General features: G+C 44.5%; 19 protein-coding genes. 4 read left to right on the top strand and 15 right to left on the bottom strand.

Annotated features, from left to right (window positions below; all coding sequences use genetic code 11):
* Nucleotides 1-12 precede the first annotated feature (12 nt).
* From trpC to trpB, 5 genes are all read right to left on the bottom strand, one after another.
* Nucleotides 13-798 carry an indole-3-glycerol phosphate synthase TrpC gene (gene trpC / locus ACESQI_RS05985; RefSeq protein WP_195661391.1) on the bottom strand — a complete coding sequence of 262 codons (786 nt, stop codon included), beginning with the start codon at nt 796-798 and terminating at the stop codon, nt 13-15.
* 97 nt (nt 799-895) lie between these two features.
* Nucleotides 896-1,891 carry an anthranilate phosphoribosyltransferase gene (gene trpD, locus ACESQI_RS05980; RefSeq protein WP_002560841.1) on the bottom strand — a complete coding sequence of 332 codons (996 nt, stop codon included), beginning with the start codon at nt 1,889-1,891 and terminating at the stop codon, nt 896-898.
* A gap of 4 nt (nt 1,892-1,895) precedes the next feature.
* Nucleotides 1,896-2,462 carry an aminodeoxychorismate/anthranilate synthase component II gene (locus ACESQI_RS05975; protein WP_007485071.1) on the bottom strand — a complete coding sequence of 189 codons (567 nt, stop codon included), beginning with the start codon at nt 2,460-2,462 and terminating at the stop codon, nt 1,896-1,898.
* Nucleotides 2,463-2,467: 5 nt separating this feature from the next.
* Nucleotides 2,468-3,868 (bottom strand): anthranilate synthase component I family protein, encoded by a 1,401-nt coding sequence (locus ACESQI_RS05970; RefSeq protein ID WP_007485072.1) that lies wholly within the window; start codon nt 3,866-3,868, stop codon nt 2,468-2,470.
* A gap of 134 nt (nt 3,869-4,002) precedes the next feature.
* Complete coding sequence (gene trpB / locus ACESQI_RS05965; RefSeq protein ID WP_002560838.1) at nt 4,003-5,184, bottom strand: tryptophan synthase subunit beta; 1,182 nt, start codon at nt 5,182-5,184, stop codon at nt 4,003-4,005.
* A gap of 821 nt (nt 5,185-6,005) precedes the next feature.
* Between trpB and ACESQI_RS05960 the strand changes: the two genes are divergently transcribed.
* Together ACESQI_RS05960 and ACESQI_RS05955 are read left to right on the top strand one after the other, a co-directional pair.
* A complete protein-coding gene (locus ACESQI_RS05960; RefSeq protein ID WP_002560836.1) occupies nt 6,006-7,151 on the top strand; it encodes an iron-containing alcohol dehydrogenase in 1,146 nt (381 codons plus the stop codon).
* Between the two features lie 318 nt (nt 7,152-7,469).
* The gene (locus ACESQI_RS05955; RefSeq protein WP_025867951.1) at nt 7,470-8,036 is read left to right on the top strand and encodes an HdeD family acid-resistance protein; all 567 of its coding nucleotides are present in this window, start codon (nt 7,470-7,472) and stop codon (nt 8,034-8,036) included.
* Between the two features lie 158 nt (nt 8,037-8,194).
* Here ACESQI_RS05955 and ACESQI_RS05950 read toward each other — a convergent pair whose 3' ends face one another.
* From ACESQI_RS05950 to dapF, 6 genes are all read right to left on the bottom strand, one after another.
* Nucleotides 8,195-10,384 carry a glutamine synthetase III gene (locus ACESQI_RS05950; protein ID WP_002560834.1) on the bottom strand — a complete coding sequence of 730 codons (2,190 nt, stop codon included), beginning with the start codon at nt 10,382-10,384 and terminating at the stop codon, nt 8,195-8,197.
* Between the two features lie 36 nt (nt 10,385-10,420).
* Complete coding sequence (locus ACESQI_RS05945; RefSeq protein ID WP_007485083.1) at nt 10,421-11,863, bottom strand: ammonium transporter; 1,443 nt, start codon at nt 11,861-11,863, stop codon at nt 10,421-10,423.
* Between the two features lie 74 nt (nt 11,864-11,937).
* The gene (locus tag ACESQI_RS05940) at nt 11,938-12,294 is read right to left on the bottom strand and encodes a P-II family nitrogen regulator (RefSeq protein ID WP_002560832.1); all 357 of its coding nucleotides are present in this window, start codon (nt 12,292-12,294) and stop codon (nt 11,938-11,940) included.
* Nucleotides 12,295-12,328: 34 nt separating this feature from the next.
* Nucleotides 12,329-13,042 carry a hypothetical protein gene (locus ACESQI_RS05935; RefSeq protein WP_007485084.1) on the bottom strand — a complete coding sequence of 238 codons (714 nt, stop codon included), beginning with the start codon at nt 13,040-13,042 and terminating at the stop codon, nt 12,329-12,331.
* Nucleotides 13,043-13,258: 216 nt separating this feature from the next.
* The gene (locus ACESQI_RS05930; RefSeq protein WP_007485086.1) at nt 13,259-14,491 is read right to left on the bottom strand and encodes an LL-diaminopimelate aminotransferase; all 1,233 of its coding nucleotides are present in this window, start codon (nt 14,489-14,491) and stop codon (nt 13,259-13,261) included.
* 49 nt (nt 14,492-14,540) lie between these two features.
* Nucleotides 14,541-15,350 carry a diaminopimelate epimerase gene (gene dapF / locus ACESQI_RS05925; protein WP_278509987.1) on the bottom strand — a complete coding sequence of 270 codons (810 nt, stop codon included), beginning with the start codon at nt 15,348-15,350 and terminating at the stop codon, nt 14,541-14,543.
* A 516-nt stretch (nt 15,351-15,866) separates the two neighbouring features.
* Between dapF and ACESQI_RS05920 the strand changes: the two genes are divergently transcribed.
* Complete coding sequence (locus ACESQI_RS05920) at nt 15,867-16,163, top strand: thioredoxin family protein (protein WP_007485090.1); 297 nt, start codon at nt 15,867-15,869, stop codon at nt 16,161-16,163.
* Between the two features lie 111 nt (nt 16,164-16,274).
* Here ACESQI_RS05920 and ACESQI_RS05915 read toward each other — a convergent pair whose 3' ends face one another.
* Nucleotides 16,275-17,036, bottom strand: a complete 762-nt coding sequence (locus ACESQI_RS05915; protein WP_256143481.1) for a glycerophosphodiester phosphodiesterase family protein — start codon at nt 17,034-17,036, stop codon at nt 16,275-16,277.
* A gap of 51 nt (nt 17,037-17,087) precedes the next feature.
* On the opposite strand from ACESQI_RS05915, the gene ACESQI_RS05910 reads away from it, so the two are divergent.
* Nucleotides 17,088-17,327: a hypothetical protein gene (locus ACESQI_RS05910; RefSeq protein ID WP_373125558.1), complete on the top strand. Its 240-nt coding sequence runs from the start codon at nt 17,088-17,090 to the stop codon at nt 17,325-17,327.
* Nucleotides 17,328-17,501: 174 nt separating this feature from the next.
* Here the strand turns inward: ACESQI_RS05910 and asnB are convergent, their stop codons facing one another.
* The 3 genes from asnB to gltB all read right to left on the bottom strand — a co-directional run bounded on the left by asnB (nt 17,502) and on the right by gltB (nt 25,329).
* Nucleotides 17,502-19,166 (bottom strand): asparagine synthase B, encoded by a 1,665-nt coding sequence (gene asnB, locus ACESQI_RS05905; RefSeq protein WP_025867946.1) that lies wholly within the window; start codon nt 19,164-19,166, stop codon nt 17,502-17,504.
* A 111-nt stretch (nt 19,167-19,277) separates the two neighbouring features.
* Entirely contained in the window at nt 19,278-20,618 is a 1,341-nt protein-coding gene (locus ACESQI_RS05900) for a glutamate synthase subunit beta (protein WP_007485098.1), read from the bottom strand.
* Between the two features lie 124 nt (nt 20,619-20,742).
* On the bottom strand, nt 20,743-25,329 hold the full coding sequence (gene gltB / locus ACESQI_RS05895) for a glutamate synthase large subunit (protein WP_373125557.1): 4,587 nt from the start codon (nt 25,327-25,329) through the stop codon (nt 20,743-20,745).
* Nucleotides 25,330-25,553 lie beyond the last annotated feature (224 nt).

Genomic DNA, 25,553 nt, shown 5'->3' with positions numbered 1-25,553 from the left:
GATTAAGAGTTATTATGTGATTATTTTATCTATAAAATCTTTGAGTGTTTCACCCGGTTGCCCGGTGCGCATAAAGGTTTCGCCGATAAGAAAACCTCTGAAACCGGCATCGCGTAACTGAGATATGGTTTCTGGTTGAGAAAGTCCGCTTTCGGATACGCGTATGATGTCTTCCGGCAAATGTTCTGCCAGACGGAAGGAGTTGGCAACATCTGTATGAAAGCTCCCGAGGTTACGGTTGTTGATACCTACCATATCTGTCTCCTTATTTATATAAGTAAGCTCGTCTGCACTATGAATTTCGAGCAGGACTTCAAGACCGAGTTCATGAGCTTTATCAGTCAGTGCATGGCATTCGTCCTGTTCGAGTGCAGCAGCAATAAGCAGCACTGCATCGGCACCTACGATACGGGCCTGGTAGAGCTGATACTCATCGATAATGAACTCTTTCCTTAGAATGGGTAGATCCACCAACGGACGGGCGATACGGATATCACGTAATGTTCCGCCAAAGAATTTCTCATCAGTAAGGATAGATAGTGCAGAAGCACCAGCAGCAGCATAATCGGGAATGATCTCCTCCGGACTGGCTGTTTCCTTTATCCAGCCTTTAGAGGGAGAACGGCGTTTGAACTCGGCAATAATACCACTGGAAGAAGTAGCTAATGCCTGTTTCATAGAGCGGGTAGGAGGGACGTCACTAACCCCTTCGTATAATTGTTCGATTGTAATGGATTGCTTCTGCAACTCCACTTCAATCCGCTTGTTAGCGATAATTTCAGATAATATATCGGGCATAGGAAAAATAGTGATTAGTGGTTAGTGATAAGCGATTAGTGATAAGTGATTAGTGGGCTGCGCGATCATCCGCATGGCACTAATCACTAATCACTTATCACTCATCACTATTTATAAATTTCTTAAGCGTATCCAGTGCCCTTCCACTTTCCAGCGACTCGCGGGCAAGGGCAATACACTCTTCTATTGGCTTCTCCGGACAAATCACATTGATGGCAAAGGCAGCATTGACAATTACTACATCTTTTTGTGCTTCGGTAGCTGTATTTGCCAGTACGTTGTCGAATATCCTTGCGGCATCTTCTGGTGTGTTTCCACCATCCAGATCCATCTCCGTGTAACGAGAGAAACCAAGGCTTTCGGGGGTGTAAATTTTCTCACTCTCGCTGGTAGCTACTTTGAATTCCTTTGTCAGGGATATTTCGTCATATCCGTCCAGGCTGTGGACTACTGCGAACTTAATGTTGCTTGCCTGATAAGTGTAGCTATACAGACGAAGCAAAGGCAGATTGTAGACGCCCAACAGCTGGTAGCTCGGTAATACCGGATTGACCAACGGACCAAGCATATTGAAAAACGTACGTACTGCCAGTGATTTGCGTACCGGAGCTACTGCTTTGAGTGCCGGGTTGAAGAGGGGAGCGTGCAGATAAGCGATGTTACACCTCTCCATAGAACGCCGTAACTTATCAACATCATTGGTAAATTTCACACCGTGTTGTTCCATTACATTGCTGGCACCGCTGACGGAAGTAGCTCCGTAGTTTCCATGCTTCACAACCGGAAAGCCAGCTCCGGCTACTGTGAAGCAGGCTGCTGTAGAAATATTGAAGGTGTTTTTTCCATCACCACCCGTGCCTACAATGTCAATCGGAGAGAACTCACTCAGATCGACAGGGACCCGCATCTCGAGTAAAGCATCGCGAAAACCGCATAATTCCTCTACGGAGATATTGCGCATCAGAAAAACGGTGATTAGAGATGCCACCTGTACATCATTATATTTGCCTTGTGCTATGTTTTGCAGGATGATACGGGCTTCGTCCCGTCCCAGGTATTGGTGCTCGAAGAGCTTATATAGAATCTGTTTCATACATTTATGCATTTAAAAAGTTCTGAATGATAACTTTGCCCTGTGGTGTCAACACCGATTCGGGATGGAATTGAATGCCATGTACATCGTACATCCGATGGCGCAATGCCATGATTTGCCCTTCCTGGCTTTCGGCTGTAATTTCCAGACACTCCGGAAAAGCGTTGCGGCTTACTACCCATGAATGGTAGCGTCCTACGGGTATTTCGTGCTCCAGATGCTGAAACAAAATATCGTCTTTGATGATATGAACCGGGGTTTGTACACCATGATATACATCTGTAAGGTTTTCCAGTGTAGCACCGAAAGCTTCGCCGATAGCTTGATGCCCCAGACAAACGCCGAGAATACTTTTGGTTGGGGCATATTGTTTGATGATGGGCAATAACAGACCGGCTTCTTCCGGTATACCGGGACCGGGTGAGAGGATGATCTTGTCAAAGCGTTCTATTTCACTGAGTGCAATCTGATCGTTACGGAATACTTCTACATCTTTGATTCCCAATTCCTTCACAACATGCAGCAAATTATAAGTGAAAGAGTCGTAGTTATCTAAAAGTAATATCTTCATTGTCTTTAATTTTTAAGTGTTACTGCCAAGTCTATTGCTTTCTTCAATGCACCCAACTTGTTGTTTACTTCCTGCAATTCATATTCGTCCTGGCTGCGGGCTACAATACCACCTCCTGCCTGGAGCCACAGTTCATTGTTACGACTCACAAAGGTACGAATTGTAATGGCTTGGTTCAAGTCTCCGTTTAGTCCGATGAATCCGATACAACCGCCATAGGCGCCGCGATTGTGCGGCTCTATCTCACTGATAAGTTGCATGGCGCGTACTTTGGGTGCACCGCTAAGTGTACCTGCCGGAAAAGTGTCGATGAACGTTTTCATGGAGCTACTCTCTTGATTGAGTACTCCGCTGACGCGGCTGACCAGATGGATCACATGACTGTAGTACTGTGGTTCTTTGTAGAACACTACACGCACGTCATGGCAGTTGCGGCTGAGGTCATTTCGTGCCAGATCTACCAGCATGACATGTTCTGCATTCTCTTTCGGGTCTGCAAGCAGAGCCTCTGCGAGTTCTTTGTCTTTGATAGAGTCGCCCGTGCGGCGGGTAGTTCCTGCTATGGGATCAATACAGGCTTGTTTGCCTTCAATTTTGCAGTGTGTTTCGGGAGATGAACCGAAGATGCGGTAACCGCCAAAGTCGAAGTAAAACAGATAAGGGGAAGGGTTAATGCTACGCAGAGCACGGTATACTTTGAAATCATCGCCGGCATAAGGCTGTACGAATCTTCTCGATAAAACAATCTGGAAAACATCGCCACGCAGACAGTGTGCGATACCTTTGCGAACATTTGCTTTGTGTTGCTCATCGGTGATGGGGCTTGTTACCGGACCGGTCACAGAGAAGTTATAAGATGCGTAATTACGGTTCTCGATAGTAGATTCCAGTTCCGGCAATCCGCTTTCTTCTCCTTCGCTGAGCATTTCTACAAGCGTAAGCTCGTTTTTGAAATGATTGAAGATGATGATATACTTATATAAGATGTACAATATATCCGGTGCATCATTCATCTGGTCGTGACTCTCTTTAATGGGGATATGTTCAAAGTATTTCACGGCATTGAAAGTGGTATAACCGTAGAGTCCGCATACTTCCTTGTGTTCTCCCGATACATGGAAACAGTTAATAAAGCTGTTAATGGCATTTTCTACTGTGAAGGTTTCTGTCAGCGGCTTTTCTTCGCGGGTATTGTCCGGATAGGTAGTAGTGACAAGGTCGTTGTTGACACCTACGCTTGCCAGTGGGCAGAGAGCGATGTATGACATGGAATTCTCTCCGGCATGGAAGTCTGAGCTTTCCATGAGTACCGATTGCGGATACATATCGCGTACCTTAAGGTAGATACTTACCGGAGTATGCAGGTCGCCAAGTACCTGTTTGCTGTTAGTTTTATAATTAAACATGGGGTTATTTACGATTAGACGATTTACTATTTACAATTAAAACCACTTTGATTTACGATTAGACGATTTACAATTTACGATTGAAGTTACTTTATTTATGAATAAGGGTAATCCCAATCGTAAATAGTAAATCGTCAAATCGTAAATTTCAAATAGGTTTCAATATCCTTATCTCCTCTTCCCGACACAGTTAATACTACCACATCTTCCGGGTTGAACTTTAATTTTTTGAGGGCACCTAATGCATGGGCCGATTCGAGTGCCGGAATGATTCCTTCCAGTTTTGTCAGTTCGTAGGCGGCTTCTATGGCTTCGTCGTCATTTACGGCCAGTACTGTGGCACGATGCTGCGATGCAAGGTTAGCATGTATCGGTCCGATGCCAGGATAGTCCAATCCGGCAGAGATAGAATAGGGCTCTTCAATCTGCCCGTCTTCGTCTTGGATGACGAAGGTACGTGCTCCGTGAATGATACCCATTTTCCCGAGTTGGATAGTTGCTGCGGTTTGTCCGGTTTCTACGCCTTTTCCTCCGGCTTCTGCCAGAACGATGCGTACCCGTTCGTCGTCCAGATAATGATAGATAGTACCTGCAGCATTACTTCCTCCACCTACACAGGCGATAAGATAATCGGGATAGTCGCGTCCCTCTTTTTCTGCGAGTTGTTTTTTTATCTCTTCACTGATCACTGACTGCAAGCGTGCTACCATGTCCGGGTAAGGGTGAGGGCCAACCGTAGAACCGATGATGTAGTACGTATCTGCCGGATGACAACACCAATCGCGTATCGCTTCGTTGGTAGCATCTTTCAGTGTCATATTTCCCGATGTTACCGGGATAACTGTTGCACCGAGCATTTTCATCTTCTCTACGTTGATATGCTGGCGTTCCACATCTGTCTTACCCATGTAGACAATGCACTCCATGTTCATCAGTGCACAAACGGTGGCTGTAGCTACTCCATGTTGTCCGGCACCTGTTTCGGCGATGATACGAGTCTTACCCATTCGGCGAGCCAGCAATATCTGACCGATGGTATTGTTTATCTTATGAGCACCGGTATGGTTGAGGTCTTCCCGTTTCAGGTACATCTTACATCCGTATTTCTCTGAAAGGCGGCGTGCCAGGTAGAGAGGGGAGGGACGTCCTACGTAGTCGCGCAGTAGTTGGTCGAACTCTTGTTTGAAACCCTCATCATTCAGTACGGTGAGGTATGTATTCTTTAATTCTTCTACACATTTATGAAGTATTTCGGGGATATACGCTCCGCCAAATTCTCCATAATAACCATCTTTGTCAACTTGATAACTTTTCATATATTCTTCTTTTTATAATTAAACTCTGTTGTAATGCCGGCTGAGCCGGATTCGACAAATGGGGTGGAAATGAAAAGAGCCCTGTCGCAGGTTGCGACAGGGCTCTTTCAAATCTGTTATATCTTTAATGAGGTATATACATACGAGCACTGCTCCCTTACGACTGTCGGAGTTGTAACGGGCGCCACCACCAATATGTATTTACTAACATTGTTCTCATTGTCTTTTGATGTTTTATGGGGGCAAATATAAACACATTGTTTGAAATAGCAAACAAAATCTTTCTTTTTTTTATTCTTTTCGTTTGAAGAAAGTACTAAATAAACATTTCCTTCTCTTGATTTGTTTAATTATACAATTAATATTTAAACAGAAACCAAATTATGAAACAAAGGAAAGTCCTTATTGCAATCGCTGTCGTTATTTTAATCTTACTGTTACTATACTGGCTTTTTGTAGCTGAAGATATTAACGCATGGCTTCCGGTGAACTAATATGAATTGTTCGTTTTTGTATGGTATTTCACCACAGAGTAACACAGAGTTCCACGGAGCAGTATTTATCTGATAAAACGCGGATTAACACAGATAAACGCAGATTAAAAGACTGTAGTTCTTTATCATACATTTGTTTCCCTTTGCGAAAATCTGCGTTAATCTGCGTTTCAATAAAGATTTAAACTCTGTGGAACTCTGTGAAACTCTGTGGTGAGTTTGATTCATTCTTGTACAGTCTTGAATGAATCTCTTTTTATAAAAGATTCTTCCTATATCGCAATAGGATTGTTATCTTTGCACTTATTATTAAAGAAGTAATAACCTATGAATAACTTTATTTTTCAGAATCCTGTCAAGCTCATTATGGGGCGTGGGATGATTGCTCAATTGAGTAAGGAAATTCCGTCCGATAAACGAATTATGATAACTTTTGGCGGTGGAAGCGTTAAGAAAAACGGCGTGTACGACCAAGTGAAGGAAGCTCTCAAAGATTATTTTACAGTAGAATTCTGGGGCATTGAACCCAACCCGGCTATCGAAACGTTGCGTAAAGCCATTGCTCTTGGAAAAGAACATAAAGTTGACTATCTGTTGGCAGTAGGTGGCGGTTCCGTCATTGACGGAACAAAGTTGATAGCTGCCGGATTACTTTATGATGGAGATGCCTGGGATCTTGTGGCTGCCGGACGTCCGGTGACAAATACCGTGCCTCTTTCTACTGTACTCACTTTGCCTGCCACAGGATCGGAAATGAATAACGGGGCTGTAATCTCCCGTCACGAAACAAAGGAGAAATATCCTTTCTATGCCAACTATCCGCTTTTTTCTATCCTTGATCCTGAGGTGACGTTTACTTTGCCTCCTCATCAGGTAGCCTGCGGTATTGCCGATACATTTGTGCACGTAGTAGAGCAATATATGACTACTCCCGGTCAAAGCCGCCTTATGGACCGCTGGGCAGAAGGTATTTTGCAAACCCTTGTAGAGATTGCTCCGCAGATACGCGAGAACCAGCATGACTACCAGTTGATGGCAGATTTTATGCTTTCTGCTACCATGGGGCTGAATGGTTTTGTAGCCATGGGAGTATCGCAAGACTGGGCTACACATATGATTGGGCATGAACTGACAGCTCTTCACGGATTGACGCACGGGCATACATTGGCCATTGTTTATCCGGCTACCTTGCGTGTGCTTCGTCGGTTCAAAGGAGACAAGATCCTGCAATATGGTGAACGGGTGTGGGGAATAACGTCCGGTACGAGAGAAGAACGTATTGATGAGGCTATCCGCCGTACCGAAGAGTTTTTCCGTTCCTTGGGACTCACTACCCGCTTGAGTGAAGAGGGGATCGGCAAAGAAACGATTGAAGAAATAGAACGTCGTTTTAATGCCCGTGGAGTGAAGTATGGCGAAAACGGAAATGTAACAGGTACAGTGGCAAAAGAGATATTGGAAAGTGCTATGTAAGAGGTAGTACTTATCAATGTTTTAAAACAATCGTTTTGTTATATAACAAAGTTACAACATAATAGGGCTTCATTGTTCGCAAGGCAATGAAGCCCTATTATCTTAAATACGTACTTAGTTACACTTTGTCATAACTTAGGATGGCTCTTTAGTGTCTATAAATTTATCGTTGCAAAAGTACGGAAGCAGGATGTAAGAAAAGTTACATTTCTGCTATGAACTTATTACAAAACTGGTTTGTTGTTTTAATATGTAAACAGAAACACCTATATTCGCAAAAAGATTGGGTTGTATCCCGTTAAAAATATATAGAAAAATATGAAAACAATGAATTATTCCCTTATCCGTACTGTCTGTGCATTGATTATTGGTCTGGTACTTGTGCTTTGGCCGGATGCTGCGGTACAGTATCTTGTTATTACTCTTGGTGTGTTATTCCTGATTCCCGGTTTTATTTCTATTATCAGTTATTTTGCAGCTAAACCAGAGCAAGGTGTTTCGCGTCGTTTTCCGATTGAAGGAACGGGTAGTTTGCTTTTCGGTCTCTGGTTGGTGGTAATGCCGGGGTTCTTTGCCGATGTATTGATGTTCTTGCTTGGCTTTATCCTTATATTAGGAGGTGTGCAGCAGATAGCTTCGCTTTCAATGGCTCGCCGCTGGACGGTAGTTCCCGGTGCGTTTTATGTGGTACCCTCTCTTATCTTGCTGGCAGGCATTGTGGCTCTTTTCAATCCGACGGGAGCACGCAATACGGCATTTATGATTATCGGAGTAAGTAGTCTTATATACGCGATATCTGAATTGGTGAACTGGTTTAAGTTTACACGCAATAAACCCAGAAAGCCGGTATCAGACGATATTGAGGATGCGAAGATAATAGAGTAAAAAAAAGAAGAGGCCTGCCTCACGGCAATCCTCCCCTGCAAACTTAAAACAACCAACAAAAGAAATAGTTTGAATAGTGATTAGTGGTTAGTGAATAGTGATTAATACTGTACTTATATGCCGCATGGCACTCATCACTCATCGCTAATCACTATTCACTATCTAATGAATAATAATTCCCGGTATTTGGGTAGCGTCCACATTTGGTTGTCAACGATGAGTTCCAGTTTGTCTATGTGGTAACGTATCTCTTCCAGTGCCGGTACTATGGTATCATGATAAGCGATGGCTTTTTCGCGTTCGCTTTCAATCTTGTTTGCCACTTTACGAGCTTCGATCATGGCATCTACATGTTCTTTTATGAAGGCCGTACGATCTGCTATTTCTTCGATCAGTTCCAGATTTTTAGCAGATAGTCTGGCAGCTTTCTCTTCCGGGAAGAGGGCGCGCATCTTATACACATTATCAATCAGATCCGTTTGATACTGCGTTGCAACCGGAATAATGTGGTTCATTGCCAGGTCACCCAAGACACGGGCTTCAATCTGGATTTTCTTGGTATAGGTTTCCCATTTCACTTCATTCCGGGCTTCCAGCTCTTTCTTTGTCATTACGCCTGTGGCTTCAAACATGGCAATGGTCTCCGGTTTCAGATAGTTGTCGAAGATTAATGGAACGCTGGTTTCACAGTCCAATCCTCTTTTTTTAGCCTCTTCTTTCCACTCGTCACTGTATCCGTTGCCGTCAAAGTGGATGGCTTTACACTCTTTGATGTATTTACGAATTACTTCCAGGATGGCCGAAACTTTGGGCTCGCCTTTTTCTATCAGTGTATCTACATCTTTTTTGAACATCTTCAATTGAGCGGCAATGGCAGAGTTCAGGGCAATCATGGCACTGGCACAATTGGCTTCCGAGCCAACGGCACGAAACTCAAAACGGTTTCCGGTGAAGGCGAAAGGTGAGGTACGGTTACGGTCTGTATTGTCAATCAGTAATTCCGGGATCTGCGGAATGTCAAGTTTCATTCCTTGTTTGCCACTGAGACTTACCAGATCATCTTTGGTGCTCTCTTCGATGTGTTCCAGTACCTGAGACAATTGTTTGCCCAGGAAAGAAGAGATGATGGCGGGAGGTGCTTCGTTGGCTCCTAACCGATGGGCATTTGTGGCGCTTGAGATAGATGCTTTCAGCAATCCGTTGTGGTGGTAAACAGCCATTAGTGTATTCACAACGAATGTTACAAAGCGCAGGTTGTCTTCCGGAGTCTTACCCGGAGCCATTAACAGAATGCCGGTGTCTGTACCCAGTGACCAGTTGTTGTGTTTGCCGCTACCATTTACTCCCTTGAATGGCTTTTCGTGTAATAATACCCGGAAACCGTGGCGGCGGCTTATTTTGCGCATTAATGACATGATGAGCAGGTTGTGATCATTTGCCAGATTGCATTCTTCAAAGATAGGAGCCAGTTCAAACTGGTTGGGTGCTACTTCGTTGTGGCGTGTTTTTACAGGGATACCCAATTTAAGCGCTTCTATTTCGAGATCTTTCATAAAAGCCGCTACACGGGTAGGAATGGCACCGAAGTAGTGATCTTCCAGCTGCTGATTCTTAGCACTGTCATGCCCCATGAGTGTACGTCCTGTCATCAGCAAATCGGGGCGGGCGGCATAAAGACCTTCGTCTACCAGGAAATATTCCTGTTCCCATCCCAGATAGGCGATTACCTTCTTTACCTCCGGGTTGAAATAACGGCATACATCGACAGCTGCTTTATCTACGGCTCTCAGGGCTTTTAGCAACGGAGCTTTATAGTCGAGTGCTTCGCCTGTATACGCTATGAATACAGTTGGGATGCACAATGTATCATCTACAATAAATGCAGGTGAGGAAGGGTCCCAGGCTGAGTATCCACGCGCTTCGAAGGTATTGCGGATTCCTCCGTTTGGGAAGGATGAGGCATCCGGCTCCTGTTGAACAAGTAACTTGCCGGAGAATTCTTCCATTACACCTCCTTTGCCATCGTGTTCAATAAAGGCATCATGTTTTTCGGCAGTACCTTCGTTCAGTGGAGCAAACCAGTGGGTATAGTGAGTGACTCCCATTTCGCTGGCCCACTTTTTCATTCCGGCAGCTACTTCATCGGCTATGCTGCGATCCAGTGGAGCACCATTGTCAATAACGTCAATCAATTTGTTGTATACCTTGCTTGACAGGTATCTGAACATCTTTTCTTTGTTGAATACGTACTTTGCAAAGTACTCCGAAGGCCGTTCCGAAGGAGGAACCACTTCTACCGCTTTTTTCTTGAAAGCTGTTTCTACTACTCTGAATCTTAGTTTTGACATAATCTTTTGATTTATGATTGATGGAATTATGATAGATTAGTTATATGCTGATTCTCCGTGCTCGTAAATGTCGAGACCTTCTTCTTCGATGCGTGCCGGAACACGTAATCCGTGAACTTTATCGAGCAGCTTGAAGATAACAAAACCCATGCCGGCTGCCCAACAACCTACTATGACTGCTCCAAATACCTGTGCTCCAAAGAATCCGAAAGTACCTGTATAGAATACTCCTTCGCTTGTAGAGAACAATCCGGTGAGCAGTGTGCCTAAGAAACCACAAACACCATGTACGGAGCTTGCACCTACGGGGTCGTCTATTTTCAGCACTTTGTCGATGAAGTCTACCGAGAATATCATTACAACCCCACAGATGGCACCAATCAGTACAGCTCCTGCTGCCGATACACAATCACATCCGGCTGTGATACCTACCAATCCGGCAAGGATACCGTTCAGTGTAAGTGATAAAGAGGGTTTCCCGTATTTCCACCAGCTCACTGCGAGGGCGAAGAAACCACCGGCACAAGCTGCCAGATTCGTAGTAAGAAACACATGGGAAATTGCTATCTGATCGGGGGTAGAAGCTGCCGCCAATTGAGAACCGGGGTTAAAACCGAACCAACCGAACCACAGGACAAATACGCCCAATGCTGCAATCGTCAGGTTGTGTCCCGGAATGGCTTTTGACTTCCCGTCTTTTCCGTATTTACCAATGCGCGGACCGAGAATAGCTGCACCTACCAATGCTATCCAGCCTCCGACGGAGTGAACTACGGTTGAACCGGCAAAGTCATGGAAAGTTGTGCCGAACAGGTTCATCATAAATGAGCCCTCTTCGCCGTTCATGAGCCAACCTCCTCCCCAGGTCCAGTGTCCTGAAATGGGATAGATCAATACACTGATGCAGATGGTATAAACGATGTACATAGAGAATTTAGTACGCTCGGCCATAGCCCCTGAGACAATGGTGGCTGCTGTGGCACAAAATACAGTCTGGAATATCAGAAAACCCTCTGAAGGGAGTCCGCCACCTTCATAGAACGACAAGTTGAAGAAGTGGGGCATACCGATGAATCCACCTGCACCGAACATCAGTCCGAAACCGATGAACCAGTAGAGTAACGAACCGAACATGAAATCGACAAAGTTCTTCATTAGAATATTGGCGGTGTTCTTTACCCTTGTGAATCCGGCTTCTACCAGTGCAAACCCCGGTTGCATGAAGAATACCAGCATTGCCGCCAATAACATCCATACGGTGTTCAGTCCGTTAGCCAATTCTCCTATTGTATCCGGTGCAGTTTCCGTAACCGGAGTTTCTGTTGCCGTAGTGATTGTTTCCGTTACGGCAGTTGTTACTGTTGTAGCGTTTACAAGGGTTCTATCCTGAGCGAGTGTTTCTGTTGCGAAGCACAGTGCAAAAAGCATAGCACTGGCCAACCACAGCTTTGTAATGCTGTGCTTTCTATATGTATCCATAATTTTGATGTCTTTGAATTGTACTACTTTCTTTATTTTCTAATGGTCCGTATCAGGAATCCGGTCACGCTGTGCTATCGTTCCTGTTCGGCATTATAGAGAGCAATGTCGCCTCGCTCTCCTGTGCGGATGCGGATAGCATCTTCTATCGGAATAACAAAAATACGTCCGTCTCCGATCTCTCCGGTTTGTGCTGATCTGACAATCGCCTGAACGGTCTTTTCTGCATTCTTGTCACGTACTACAATCGAAATAAGAATTCGCTCAATAGAGCTTGTGTCATATACCACACCACGGTAAATACGTCCCTGGCGTGCTTTGCCTATACCTCTTACGTCATAGTAGGAGAACCACTCAATGTCTGCATCCAGAAGCGCATCTTTCACTTCCTCGAATTTGGTTTTACGGATAATAGCTTCAATCTTTTTCATATACCTTCTTGAATTAGTGTGTTTTGTATTTCTTTTAGAAACTCATGCCGAATACCAGATATGTCTTGTCCATAACGGGTGATACGGTGGCCTGTACAAAGATTGGGATAGAAAAACTATCTGTTACTTTGATTGATCTGGTTGCCTTTAGCGAGATATCCGTGAGGCCGCTGATCTTCTCACCTGTGTATAAATAAGATTTAGTTGATACACCGATGGAGGGAGTTAATGTGACGTCTCCCGGACAGGCGATATCATACGAAGCATTGAAGTAAGTGGAGAAGTTCTGGTTGTCCTCCGGGTTCTTATCTGCTCCGGCAAACATGGTTGCTACGGACAGAGTCAGCGGTACTTTTTCTCCGAAATGGTAACTCAATGCGCCTTCAAAATAATGGCTGTCTTTATAATAGCCATATTTACCGCTTTCGCCAGACCACCAGTAGTCTGTCACTGTAATACTAAATCCACCAATGCTGTAACCTAGCGTGATGTCGAATTCTTTGGGTTCGAGATCTGTGATGCTGGTGCTTCCCCATGCCGACAGTGATACTCCTTTATAGGCCAGCCCTAAAGAAGGTTGAACAGAGGCACCGGAGCCTTGGTCGAAACCACGCCATACGTATTTGCTCACTACGTCGGCTTCCAGTGAAACCTCAAATTTGTCTTGTGCCATTGTAGTTGTTGGAATGAGTATTCCAACTATCGCTACTGCTACTCCCCCTAATTTTTTGTTAATCGTCGTTTTCATCGTCTTTTTACCTTTAAATTAGAAAAATTGTGGATGTACGGTCCAACTGTTATATAGTAGCGCGCTAATATTATCTTTGTAAATTAAAAAATCATACGAATCAGTAGTTGAGGGAATCAGAGAGAAATAAAATCAGATCTGTCGTCATCCGTCTTATCCGTGTACCATAGAAAAAAAACGGTGGGGGATTGTTTTAATTTCTAATTTTCAATGACTTTACAGCCAGTTTTTTATTCTTCTCATAGCTTCGATACAATCATTGCGTTCACCAAATGCTGTGAGGCGGATATATCCTTCTCCGCTTGGGCCAAAGCCTATACCCGGTGTACCTACTACGTTGGCTTCGTAGAGCAGCTGGTCAAAGAACTTCCACGAACTTGCTCCGTTCGGGGTTTTAACCCAGAGATAGGGAGCATTTACCCCTCCGTAAACTTTTAGTCCGGTGCTTTCAAGTCCCTCTTTCATGATATGGGCATTGGTCATATAATAATCTATGGTCTCTTGTATCTGCTTTTTTCCTTCCGGGGTGTAAATCGCTTCAGCAGCCCGTTGGGTGATATAAGAGGTACCGTTGAATTTTGTACATTGCCGGCGATTCCATAGGCGGTTCAGAGGGATACGGTCTCCTCCGAGTGTGGCTGCCGTCAGTTCTTTGGGCACTACGGTATATCCGCAACGTACTCCGGTGAAGCCTGCCGTCTTTGAGAAGCTTCGGAATTCAATGGCACATTTTTTGGCTCCTTTGATTTCGTAAATGGAGTGTGGGACGTCTGGTTCCCGGATGTATGCTTCGTAGGCTGCATCAAACAATATCAGCGTATCATTGGCCAGTGCATAGTCCACCCATTTCTTCAGTTCTGCTTTGGTTAGCGTTGTCCCTGTCGGGTTGTTAGGGTAGCAGAGGTACACAATGTCGATACGTTTATCGGGTATCTCCGGAATAAAATTGTTTTCGCTTGTACAAGGCATGTACGTCACGTTACTCCATTTACCACTATCTTCTTCCAATATGCCTGCGCGTCCACACATCACATTGCTGTCTATGTATACCGGATAAATAGGGTCTGTAACTCCTACGCTGTTGTCATGGCGCAGAATATCCCCGATGTTTCCCGTATCACTTTTGGCTCCGTCACTGATGAATACTTCTGAGTTGGAAAAGTGAATTCCCCGGGCTACATAGTCATTCTTGATAACGGCTTCGATAAGGAAGTCGTATCCCTGTTCCGGACCGTATCCATGGAAGGTTTCGGCATGAGCCAATTCTTCTACGGCTTTGTGCATTGCTTCGATACAGGCCGGAGGCAATGGACGGGTGACATCTCCGATACCCAGGCGGATAATGTTTTGCTTCGGGTGTGTGATCCTGAATGTATTTACTTTTTTCGCAATATCCGAGAATAAATAACTTCCCGGTAATTTCAGGAAATGTTCGTTTACAAGTGCCATATTGTTGTTTTAAGTTTATCGTTTTATATACTCTCTCTCTTATTCTCTTTTATTCTTCTGTTTCTATTGTTCCATCAAAAACCTTTGTTGCGGGACCAGTCATAAACACGTGATTCGTTTTCTCATCCCATTCGATGGTCAGCGTTCCGCCATCCATGATAATAGCTGATTTTCGTCCGGCTTTACCTCTTATGACGGCAGCTACGGCAGTGGCACAAGCTCCTGTTCCACAGGCTTGGGTAATTCCCGAACCTCTTTCCCACACACGCATTCTTATTTTATGATCGTCTAATACCTGTGCAAATTCTACGTTGGTACGGTCGGGGAAAAGTGGGTTGTTTTCCAGTTCCGGACCAATCTTTTGGAGGTTTATTCCGTTAATATCCTCCACAAAAGTTACCAGATGCGGATTTCCCATAGATACTTTGGTAGAAACATATGAATATGTATCGCTGAAGTCAATGATTCCTGTCTCCGACGGTTCTCCCATATCTACTGTTACAGCCGTTACTGTTTCGTTTTCTACATTAAGTTTTAGTATTTTGATGCCTGAGAGCGTATCCAGAGTAATGACCGTTCTGCCGGTCAATCCATATTCGAATAAGTATTTGCCTATACACCGGCTTGCATTGCCACACATCATTGCTTCCGAACCGTCTGCATTGAAAATGCGCATACTGAAGTCTGCTTTATCAGAAGTGCCAATCAAAACAAGTCCGTCGCTTCCTATTCCCGTGTGGTATGCACTCCATTCAATGGCTTTCTTCTCCGGATTTGCGACCGGGTATCTGGTAGTATCTACATAGATATAATCATTGCCCGCTCCATGCATTTTAGTGAATTGAATTCTTTTTATCATTTTGCTCTTTATTTGTCAATTGATATATCCTTTTGTTTTATTACAATGCAAAGATATGTCTTTTTGCTTTATGTTTCGCTTAAATACATATCTAATATCTATTTAATTTGTTGAATCTTTCAATCTTGTTAAATAGGGGTGTGTATGCTTGTAATTTGAAATGTAAAAGGGCGATATACTAATAAACTATTATAGGGGTATTTTGTTTTGCATATTCTTCCGTTATATATGAGAGGCTTGAATACTTGATTTAGATCAATTGAGGTGCTTTGGGTACAAAAAAGGGTACTTTGGAATTGACAAAATGAAAAGGATATTGTGCTGATTACTGTCTTTTTGTCTGTTTGAAACGGTATACGGTGTATCGTTTATTTTTTAATTAGTATCACCCGATATGTGAAGTACTAATAATGTGATTATAAATCGGGCTTATATTCGTTATAAAACCAGTTATAGTGAAACCTTTTCTTATTGCTTTTGTTGATGTGGGGTATAATTATAAAAAAACAATAAACAATGGATGATGTAACCAAACAATTAGAGGCAGCAGCTCAAACCAGTCACTTGGTTTTGATTTTCTTTTATGCCGACTGGGCTCCCCATTATAATTGGCTGGAACCGGCTATCAATGAGTATGAGAAAAGAGTAGTTGAACTTATTGAAGTAAATATTGAGACCGATAAAGCAGTGGCCGATTCTTATAATATAGGAACTGTGCCGGCATTCGTTTTGCTGCATAGAGGCAAGGAGTTATGGAGGCAGATAGGCGATTTGACCGTTGATCAGCTCCGGCTGGTGTTGTCGGAGTTCTGAGAAATAGGAGAAATTAGTGATTAGCGAAGGAGTGATTAGCGATTAGTGGGCTGCGCTATTATTTGCACTAATCATTCCTTCACTAATCGCTAATCACTCCTTCGCTAATCACTAATCACTCACCTTCTCCTGCAATAGAATCGGCTCGTTCGTAGTAATGAAATCTATATTCTTTTCGATGAGCCATTTCATATCTTTGGGTTTGTTTACCGTCCAGGCATTAACTTTCAGTCCCAGGTCATGACATTCTTTGATCCATTCGGGATGTCTCTGGAAAACACTCAGGTGATAATCCGGTCCGGCACATCCCATTTCTTTTAATTCTTTCGGGGTTAATTTTCCATCCAGGTAGAATACAGGCGTACCGGCAGGTGCCAACCGGATAAACTCTTTGGTGGCATGCAATGAAAAGGTAATGTACTCCATTCTCTTTTCCAATCCTAACTTCTTGACCATATTTACTATTTTTTCAACAGCCAGCGTTTCGCGTTCGGGTCTGCTATGCGCTTTTAGTTCGAGGATGAGCTGTGTTTTGGTTTTCTTGGCAGCTTTGAGATATTGTTCCAGTGTGGGGAGCTGTTCACCATTGTCCAGTTTGAGTGAGGTGAGTGTTGCAGCCGTGGAACGTTCCATGCTTTTTAGTTTGAAAATAGGATCATGATTCACCACTAATTTATCATCAGCTGTGAGCCACACATCAAATTCGGAACCGTAGCAACCGATAGAATCAGCCTTCAGGAGGGCAGCGATACTGTTTTGTGCCGAACCATCTGTTTTCCAGTAACCACGATGGGCGATAACCTGGGTTTGAGCTATTGCACTGTAAGTTGAGAGAATCAGGGCGGAGGTAAGAAGGATTTTCTTTATTTTCATACTATATAATTCTGTGAGTTAGTAGAGTGAGACAAAGGTAAAGAAGATATTATGAATTGCAAGTTATGGATTGCGAATTTGTGTGAAAAGAGTGATATAAATGGACTGATAGGGAGAATGGAGTTACAGGAATATTACAATGCTTCTGAGGCATTTGAGAGGGGGTGTACAGACTACGCCTTGCCTGCATGGAGACTACGCCTTGGCTGCATGCAGCCAAGGCGTAGTCTCCATGCAGTGAAAGTATACACTGCACACAGAATGAAAAAATCAATGTTTTTTACTTGTTAATCCGAATCAGTAGTTGAAAACCTATTCTGCATGGAAAGGTACGCCGTGCGATGGTTTATTTGCGCTAATCTGCGTTTCATCAGATAAATAGTACTCTGTGAAACTCTGTGGTGAGTTCAGTTCACTTCTGAACAACTTTGAACTGAATATCCAACTATTGATTCACATTAATAGTTAGTAAGCTTCTTCGTGCACATCTTTTACGGCTCGTCCGCTTGGTTCATTCTTGCCCTGGAAGGAAGCGTCCCATGCCAATGCTTCTGCTGTGGAGCAAGCTACGCTTGGTACACTTGGTACACATCTTGCCGCCGATGCACTGGGGAAGTGTTCTTCGAAGATGCTTCGGTAATAATATTCTTCTTTATTCTGCGGTGTGTTGACCGGGAAACGGTCTGCCGCCTTTGCCATTTGTTCATCACTTATAGCGGTGGCAGTGATTGCTTTCAATGTATCAATCCAACTGTAGCCTACTCCGTCACTGAATTGTTCTTTTTGTCTCCATGCTACACTTTCGGGCAACATATCTGCAAAGGCTTCACGCACAATTTTCTTTTCTATCACTTTACCCGGAGCCATTTTAGCTTTCGGGTTGAGGCGCATGGCAACATCCAGAAACTCTTTATCGAGGAATGGAACGCGTCCTTCTACTCCCCAGGCCGACAAACTTTTGTTGGCCCGCAGGCAATCATAAAGATACAGTTTGGAGAGTTTACGAACGGTTTCATCATGAAAGGCACGGGCGTCGGGTGCTTTGTGGAAGTAGAGATAACCGCCGAATATCTCATCTGCTCCTTCACCACTAAGTACCATTTTGATTCCCATTGATTTGATAACGCGTCCCAGCAGATACATTGGGGTAGAGGCACGAACGGTGGTAACGTCGTATGTTTCGATAAAGTAGATAACATCACGAAGTGCATCGAGACCTTCCTGAATGGTGTAATTTATTTCGTGATGTACGGTTCCGATATATTCGGCAACTTCGCGGGCTTTGATAAGATCGGGGGCTCCTTTCAGACCGATTGCAAAGGAGTGGAGCTGTGGCCACCAAGCATCACTGGCTCCATCGGTTTCGATACGTTTGGCAGCATATTTCTTGGCTATGGCTGAGATCACTGAAGAATCCAACCCTCCGCTCAGTAGTACACCATAAGGCACGTCACTCATCAATTGGCGGTGTACGGCTTCTTCAAGTGCATCGTGTAAGTCGGTTACAGAGGCAGGGTTGTTTTTTACTGCTTCATAGTCTGTCCAGTCGCGGGTGTACCATTGTTTCATTTTTCCCTCTTTACTATAAAAATAATGGCCGGGAAGGAATGGTTCGTATTCGTCACAGAAACCTTCAAGAGCTTTCAGTTCACTGGCTACGTAGATTGTTCCATCTGCATCATGTCCTATATAAAGAGGTATTACGCCAATAGGGTCACGGGCGATAAGGAATTCATCCCGTTCTTCATCGTAAAGAGCAAAAGCGAAGATGCCGTTCAACTCTTCGAGGAAATGAATACCTTTGTCCTGGTAAAGTGCCAGAATGACTTCGCAGTCACTACCTGTCCGGAATTCATAGCGTCCGGCATACCGGGTACGTATTTCACGGTGATTATAGATTTCGCCGTTAACGGCAAGAATTTGTTTACGGTTGGGAGAGTAAAGGGGCTGTCCTCCACTTTGCGGATCTACAATGGAAAGGCGTTCGTGTGCAAGGATCGCACTGCCTCCGGTGTAAATACCACTCCAATCCGGACCACGATGACGGATTTTTTGTGCCATGCGTAACGCTTTGTTCCGCAACTCTTCTGATTGGCTCTTAATCTTGAATATACCTACTATTCCACACATAATTTTGATTTACGATTTTACGATTTACAATTAGACGATTGACGATTTACGATTGATATTACTTTGATTAACGATTACTTATAGTAACTTCAATCGTAAATCGTCAATTGTCTAATCGTAAATCAAATTGTCTATTTTAGCAGCAATTTTTCGTCCTCCCGCCATGGCACGTACAACAAGGCTTGCTCCGGTTGCTGCATCACCGGCGATGAATACATTCTTGGGGAATTCTGGCTGTTCCGGTTTGAGGAATCCCATTGCAAGCAATACTATATCGGCTTCGATAATCTCTTTCTTTCCGGTTGGTACCATCGTGGGGCGTCCTCCATCAGTAGAAGGTGTCCACTCCACTTGTTCAACTTCTACGCCGGTTACTTTGCCATTTTTACCAATGAATTGGTTGGAAGTGAGCGACCAACGGCGGGTACAACCTTCTTCGTGTGAAGAAGTCGTTTTGAGTACTACGGGCCATTGCGGCCATGGAGTAGCGTCATTGTGCCCAACGGGTGGCTGTGGCATGATCTCTATCTGTGTTACGCTAATAGCTCCCTGACGTATACTGGTTCCGATACAGTCCGATCCGGTATCGCCACCACCGATAACAAGTACTTTTTTTCCTTTAGCACTTACCAGTTTATCTTTAGAGAAGGTTTGTCCTTCCACAATCCGGTTCTGTTGCGAAAGCATTTCCAAGGCGAAATGTATACCTTTTAATTCACGCCCCGGGATAAGAAGATCTCGTGGCGTCTCTGCTCCGGTACAGATGCAATATGCGTCGAACCCTTCCGGCAGATGGGTGGGATCTATGGTTGTATTCATTTCAAAACGGATACCCTCTGCTTTAAGTAGTTGGATACGGCGGTCTATGATATTTTTGTTCAGTTTGAAGTTGGGGATACCGAAACGTAGCAGTCCTCCCGGAGCCTCTGCCTTGTCGAACAGAGTGACGGTGTATCCTTTCCGGTTTAGTTGGTTGGCTGCTGCCAGTCCGGCAGGGCCTGCACCAATCACAGCTACCTGTTTTCCATTGCGTTGTGGCATTACCGGTATGACATATCCCTCCCGGAAAGCAGCTTCTATGATAGCTGCCTCGTTCTCCCGGATAGTCACAGGTTCATCACAAGACAGTTTCAATACACAACTTTTCTCACAAAGTGCCGGACAGATACGCCCTGTAAACTCCGGAAAGTCACATGTGGCAGCCAGTATTTCATAAGCTTCTTTCCACTTTCCTTTGTAGAGGGCGTCTTGCCACTCAGGTTGTTTGTTACCCAACGGGCATGCCCAGTGGCAGAAGGGTACACCACAGTCCATACAGCGTGATGCTTGTAGCTTACGGTCGTGGGTGTTAAGGGTTTGTTCTACTTCACTATAGTCAGTGATACGTTCATATACGGGGCGATATCCGGCCTCCTGACGGCGTATGGTTAAAAATGCTTTAGGATCTCCCATGATGATAATGAATTAGTGATTAGTGGTAAGTGATTAGCGATAAGTGGTAAGTGATTAGTGATAAGTGGCTGCGCTATTATACCGCATGGTACTAATCACTACTCACTAACCCACTTATCACTATTTAATAGTCTCTTTGCATATCCGCAATTTTCTGTTGTAGCTTTCGCATTTGTTCCTCCTGCAAAACCTTTTTGTATTCGATAGGTACCACCTGGATGAATTCGTCTGCATAGCGGTTCCAATCGTCGAGCATGATGCGGGCTAATTTACTGCCGGTGTAGAGGTAGTGCTGGCGGATGAGTTCGTGCAATTCTTTGCGGTAGCTTGCTTCTTCGATAAGAGATAGTTCTACCATTTCCATGTTACAGAAGTAGTCAAAGTTACCCTCTTTGTTCCACACATAAGCCACACCGCCACTCATTCCGGCAGCAAAGTTCCGGCCCGTTTGTCCTAAAACTACCACACGTCCGCCTGTCATATATTCGCAACAATGATCGCCTACGCCTTCTACTACGGCTATGGCACCCGAGTTGCGGACAGCAAAGCGTTCTCCCACGCGGCCATTGATATAAACCTCTCCGCTGGTAGCTCCATATAATAAGGTGTTCCCGGCAATTGTATTCTTCTCTGCCTCGAAGTTACTTCGTACGGGCGGAAGCACAGCGATACGTCCGCCACTCAATCCTTTGCCAAGGTAATCATTTGCTTCGCCTTCCAGTTTAAAACTAACTCCTGGTGTAAGGAATGCGCCGAAAGATTGTCCGGCAGAACCTTTAAATTTAATGTTCAGTGTATGTTCCGGTAGTCCTTTTGCGCCATACCGTGAAGCAATGGCCCCCGAAAGCATAGCGCCTACTGCGCGATCCGTATTGGCAATGGTATACTCCAATGATACCTCTTTTTGATGTTCGATAGCCTCTTGTGCAGCACTCAAGATTGTTACGTCTTTTACGGCAGAGATACCATGATCCTGATCACTGACATGATGGATGGCTGCACTGCTCTCTATGCGTGTGAGCAGTTTGCTGAAATCAATGAGACGGTGCTTTTCGTTTCCGTTATCCGGTTTGCGTTCAATGAGGTCGGTGCGTCCAATGATATCATCGAGGCTTTCCACACCAATTTCTGCCAGATACTCTCGTACCTCTTGTGCCAGGAAGGTGAAGAAGTTGACCAGATATTCGCTTCGTCCGTGGAAGCGTTTGCGTAACTCTTCATTTTGTGTAGCAACTCCGACTGGACAGGTATTCATATGGCATTTGCGCATCATCACGCAGCCCAGTACAATCAGTGCGGAAGTTGCAAAACCAAACTCCTCTGCACCTAACATAGCCATTAGAATAATGTCACGTCCGGTTTTCAGTTGTCCGTCCACTTGCAGCATAACCTGTCCGCGAAGCCCGTTCAGCACCAGTGTCTGTTGCGTTTCGCTTAGTCCCAGTTCCGGAGAGATACCTGCATAACGGATAGATGAAGCAGGTGAAGCTCCTGTACCTCCTTCTGCACCAGAGATTACAATCAGGTCAGCCTTTGCCTTTGCTACCCCGGCAGCGATGGTTCCTACTCCGCTTTCGGCTACCAGTTTTACGCTGATTTTGGCTTTCGGGTTTACATTCTTCAAGTCGAAGATAAGCTGTGCCAGATCCTCGATGGAGTAGATGTCATGGTGAGGTGGGGGAGAGATTAGTGAGATGCCCGGTATGGAGTGGCGCGTTTTGGCAATCACCTGATCTACCTTGTAACCCGGCAATTGACCTCCTTCGCCCGGTTTAGCTCCCTGAGCTATCTTTATTTGTATCTCATCTGCATTAACAAGATATTCGGCAGTTACACCAAAGCGTCCTGAAGCAACCTGTTTAATAGCACTACGCAGGTTGGTTCCATCCGGACGGGGAGTGAAACGTTCGGCATCTTCCCCGCCTTCGCCTGTGTTGCTTCGTCCGTGTATTTTATTCATGGCTATAGCCATGGCTTCGTGTGCTTCGCGGCTGATAGAGCCATAACTCATAGCACCCGTTACGAATCGCCGCAGTATGTTTTCTACCGGTTCAACACGGTCTATACTGATCGGGTTACGTTTGAACGAAAGGAAGTCGCGAAGGAAAATGGGAGCTTCTTTTTCGTCCACCATGGTGGTAAACTCTTTGAATTTTTTATAGCTGCCCAGGCGTGTTGCCAATTGCAGGGTACTGATCGTTTCCGGGTTCCACGCATGTCTTTCTCCATCTTTGCGGAAAGTATAGATGCCACGATTCTTTAGTTGAGAGTTGCCAGTTGAGGGTTGAGAGCCGGCTGTACCGCTATGCTGCATAGAACTTTCAGCTTTCAACTTTTCACTTTCAACTGCAATAGCATCCTGTGCTACTTCTTCCAGACGGATACCGCCGATACGTGAACTTAACCCGCCAAAGTAGGCGTTGCTTAACTCTTCACTCAGACCTATGGCTTCAAATATTTTAGCTCCCCGATAAGAACGGATGGTACTGATACCCATTTTACTCATTACTTTGAACAATCCCTTGCAGATGGCTTTGATATAATTCTTCTCTGCTGTGGCATAGTCCAGTTGAATCTCTTTTTCCGCCACCAGTTTGTCGAGGACGGCAAATGCCATATAGGGATTCAGTGCACTTGCTCCGAAACCAAGTAACAGAGCAGCATGCATCACTTCGCGTATTTCACCGCTCTCTACAATGAGGGCTGTCTGCACACGTTTTCCTACCGCTATAAGGTGATGGTGCACTGCACTTACAGCCAATAACGAGGGGATGGCTGCATGTGTAGCATTTACGTCACGGTCCGTCAGTACAATGTAGTTTACTCCGTCTGCCACTGACTCTTCCGCTTGCTTGCATAGATTGTTCAAGGCTTCCTGCAACCCCGCCTTACCACGTGATATTTCAAAAAGCATGGGCAGTTTTATTGTGTTGAAACCTTTGTAACGAATGTTGCACAGAATATCCAGTTGAGTATTATTCAAGATAGGGTGGTTCAGGCGTACCATTTTACAATGGCTCTCGCTTGGTGTTAGAATATTCATCCCTACTGCTCCGATATATTCAGTCAGCGACATTACCAGTTCTTCCCGGATGGGGTCAATGGGAGGATTGGTCACTTGGGCAAACTGTTGGCGAAAGTAGTTGTATAACAGTTGCGGCTTGTCCGAAAGTATTGCCAATGGAGTGTCGTTACCCATTGAATGAATCGGTTCTGCCCCGGTGGTAGCCATCGGGCTGATAATCTTTTCTATATCCTCTTTCGAATAGCCGAAAGTGCGTAACATACAATCGTACCTCTCTATGCTGTGAGGAACTTTGCGTCCACTTTTCAGCTCATCCAGTTCAATGCGGTTGGCTGACAGCCAGTTCCGATAGGGTTTGGCATTTGCCAATTGTTGTTTCAGTTCGTCATCATAATATATTTCTCCCTTTTCGGTATCTACCAGTAAGATTTTACCAGGTTGCAAGCGTCCTTTTTCTTTGATATCTCCCGGTTCAAAGTCCATCACACCTACTTCGCTGGCTACTACCATCATATCATTTTTAGTGATAAGATAACGTGCCGGACGTAATCCATTGCGGTCGAGCATTCCTCCTGCATAGCGTCCGTCACTGAAGAGTAGTGCGGCAGGGCCATCCCATGGCTCCATTAGAATGGAATGATATTCGTAGAAGGCTTTCAACTCCTCACTGATTGGATTCTTCTCGTTGAAAGATTCCGGTACGAGCATAGCCATGGCATGAGGCAGGCTGAGACCGGACATCACAAGAAACTCCAGCACATTATCCAGTGAGGCACTGTCACTCATCCCTGGCTGAATGATGGGACGTATCTCTTTAATATCTCCCAGGGTAGGAGATGAAAGAACACTTTCGCGTGCTTCCATCCATCCCCGATTACCACGGATCGTATTGATTTCACCATTGTGGGCAAGTAAGCGGAAAGGTTGTGCCAGTCCCCATGTTGGGAAAGTGTTTGTACTGAAACGTGAATGTACCAATGCTAATCCACTGGTGAAGTAACTGTTTGTGAGGTCCGGGAAGTAGTTGCGTAGTTGCAGTGACGAAAGCATACCTTTGTAGATAATGCTTTTTGTTGATAGTGAAACGATATAGAAATCGTCCTTTGTGGCGATGGAAGAGTTGCGTATCCTGTTTTCAATCTTCTTCCTTATTATATATAATTTACGGTCGGCCGTTTCTGTTTCTGTAAACCCGGTGATAAAAATCTGTTTTATGTCCGGTTCTGCTGCCAGTGCGGCTTCTCCTAAAATTTCAGGACAGGTAGGCACATTGCGCAGGTGCATGAGTGTAAGCCCTTCCTTTTCAGTCTCTTCAATAATAATACTCAGAATGTCTGCCTGGTCTTTCGGCTCTTTTGGCAAAAAGATCAACCCTGTGCCGTAACGTCCTTTTTCGGGTACGGGGATACCTTGTAATAAAATGAATTCATGAGGAATCTGTAACATGATACCTGCACCATCTCCGGTTTTATTATCAGCTCCTTCAGCTCCGCGATGACGCATGTTTTCGAGTACTTTGAGTGCCGACTCTACAATGTCGTGCGATTTCTCTCCATGAATGTTTACCAGCATACCTACTCCGCAGGCATCGTGTTCGTTTGCTGCATCATACAAACCCTGTTGTTCAGGCTGTCGCTGGTAAGGCAGTTCTTTTGTTTCGTTGTTAAAAAGTTCTCTTTTCTTCATTCTGTTTAGCTTTATTGTATGATAATACCTATTTATGCTGTCTTTTTGTTTTGCAAAAGTATTGATTTAATTTCATTTTGATATATTTATTAGTGCTTATTGTGACATAAATTACATATACTTCATGTTGAAGTTATAAATTGGTAGTTCAATGTCGGTTTTTTATGTTAATGTGAAAGGTAGTGAAAGTCTTTTTATTAAAATTTGAAACTACTTTCTTTTTG

The organism is Bacteroides sp. HPS0048, from assembly GCF_964240755.1.
In the GTDB taxonomy this organism is placed as follows: Bacteria; Bacteroidota; Bacteroidia; order Bacteroidales; family Bacteroidaceae; genus Bacteroides; species Bacteroides nordii.
The sequence above is the reverse complement of the archived record's forward strand: the minus strand, read 5'-3'. Positions and strand labels throughout refer to the sequence as shown.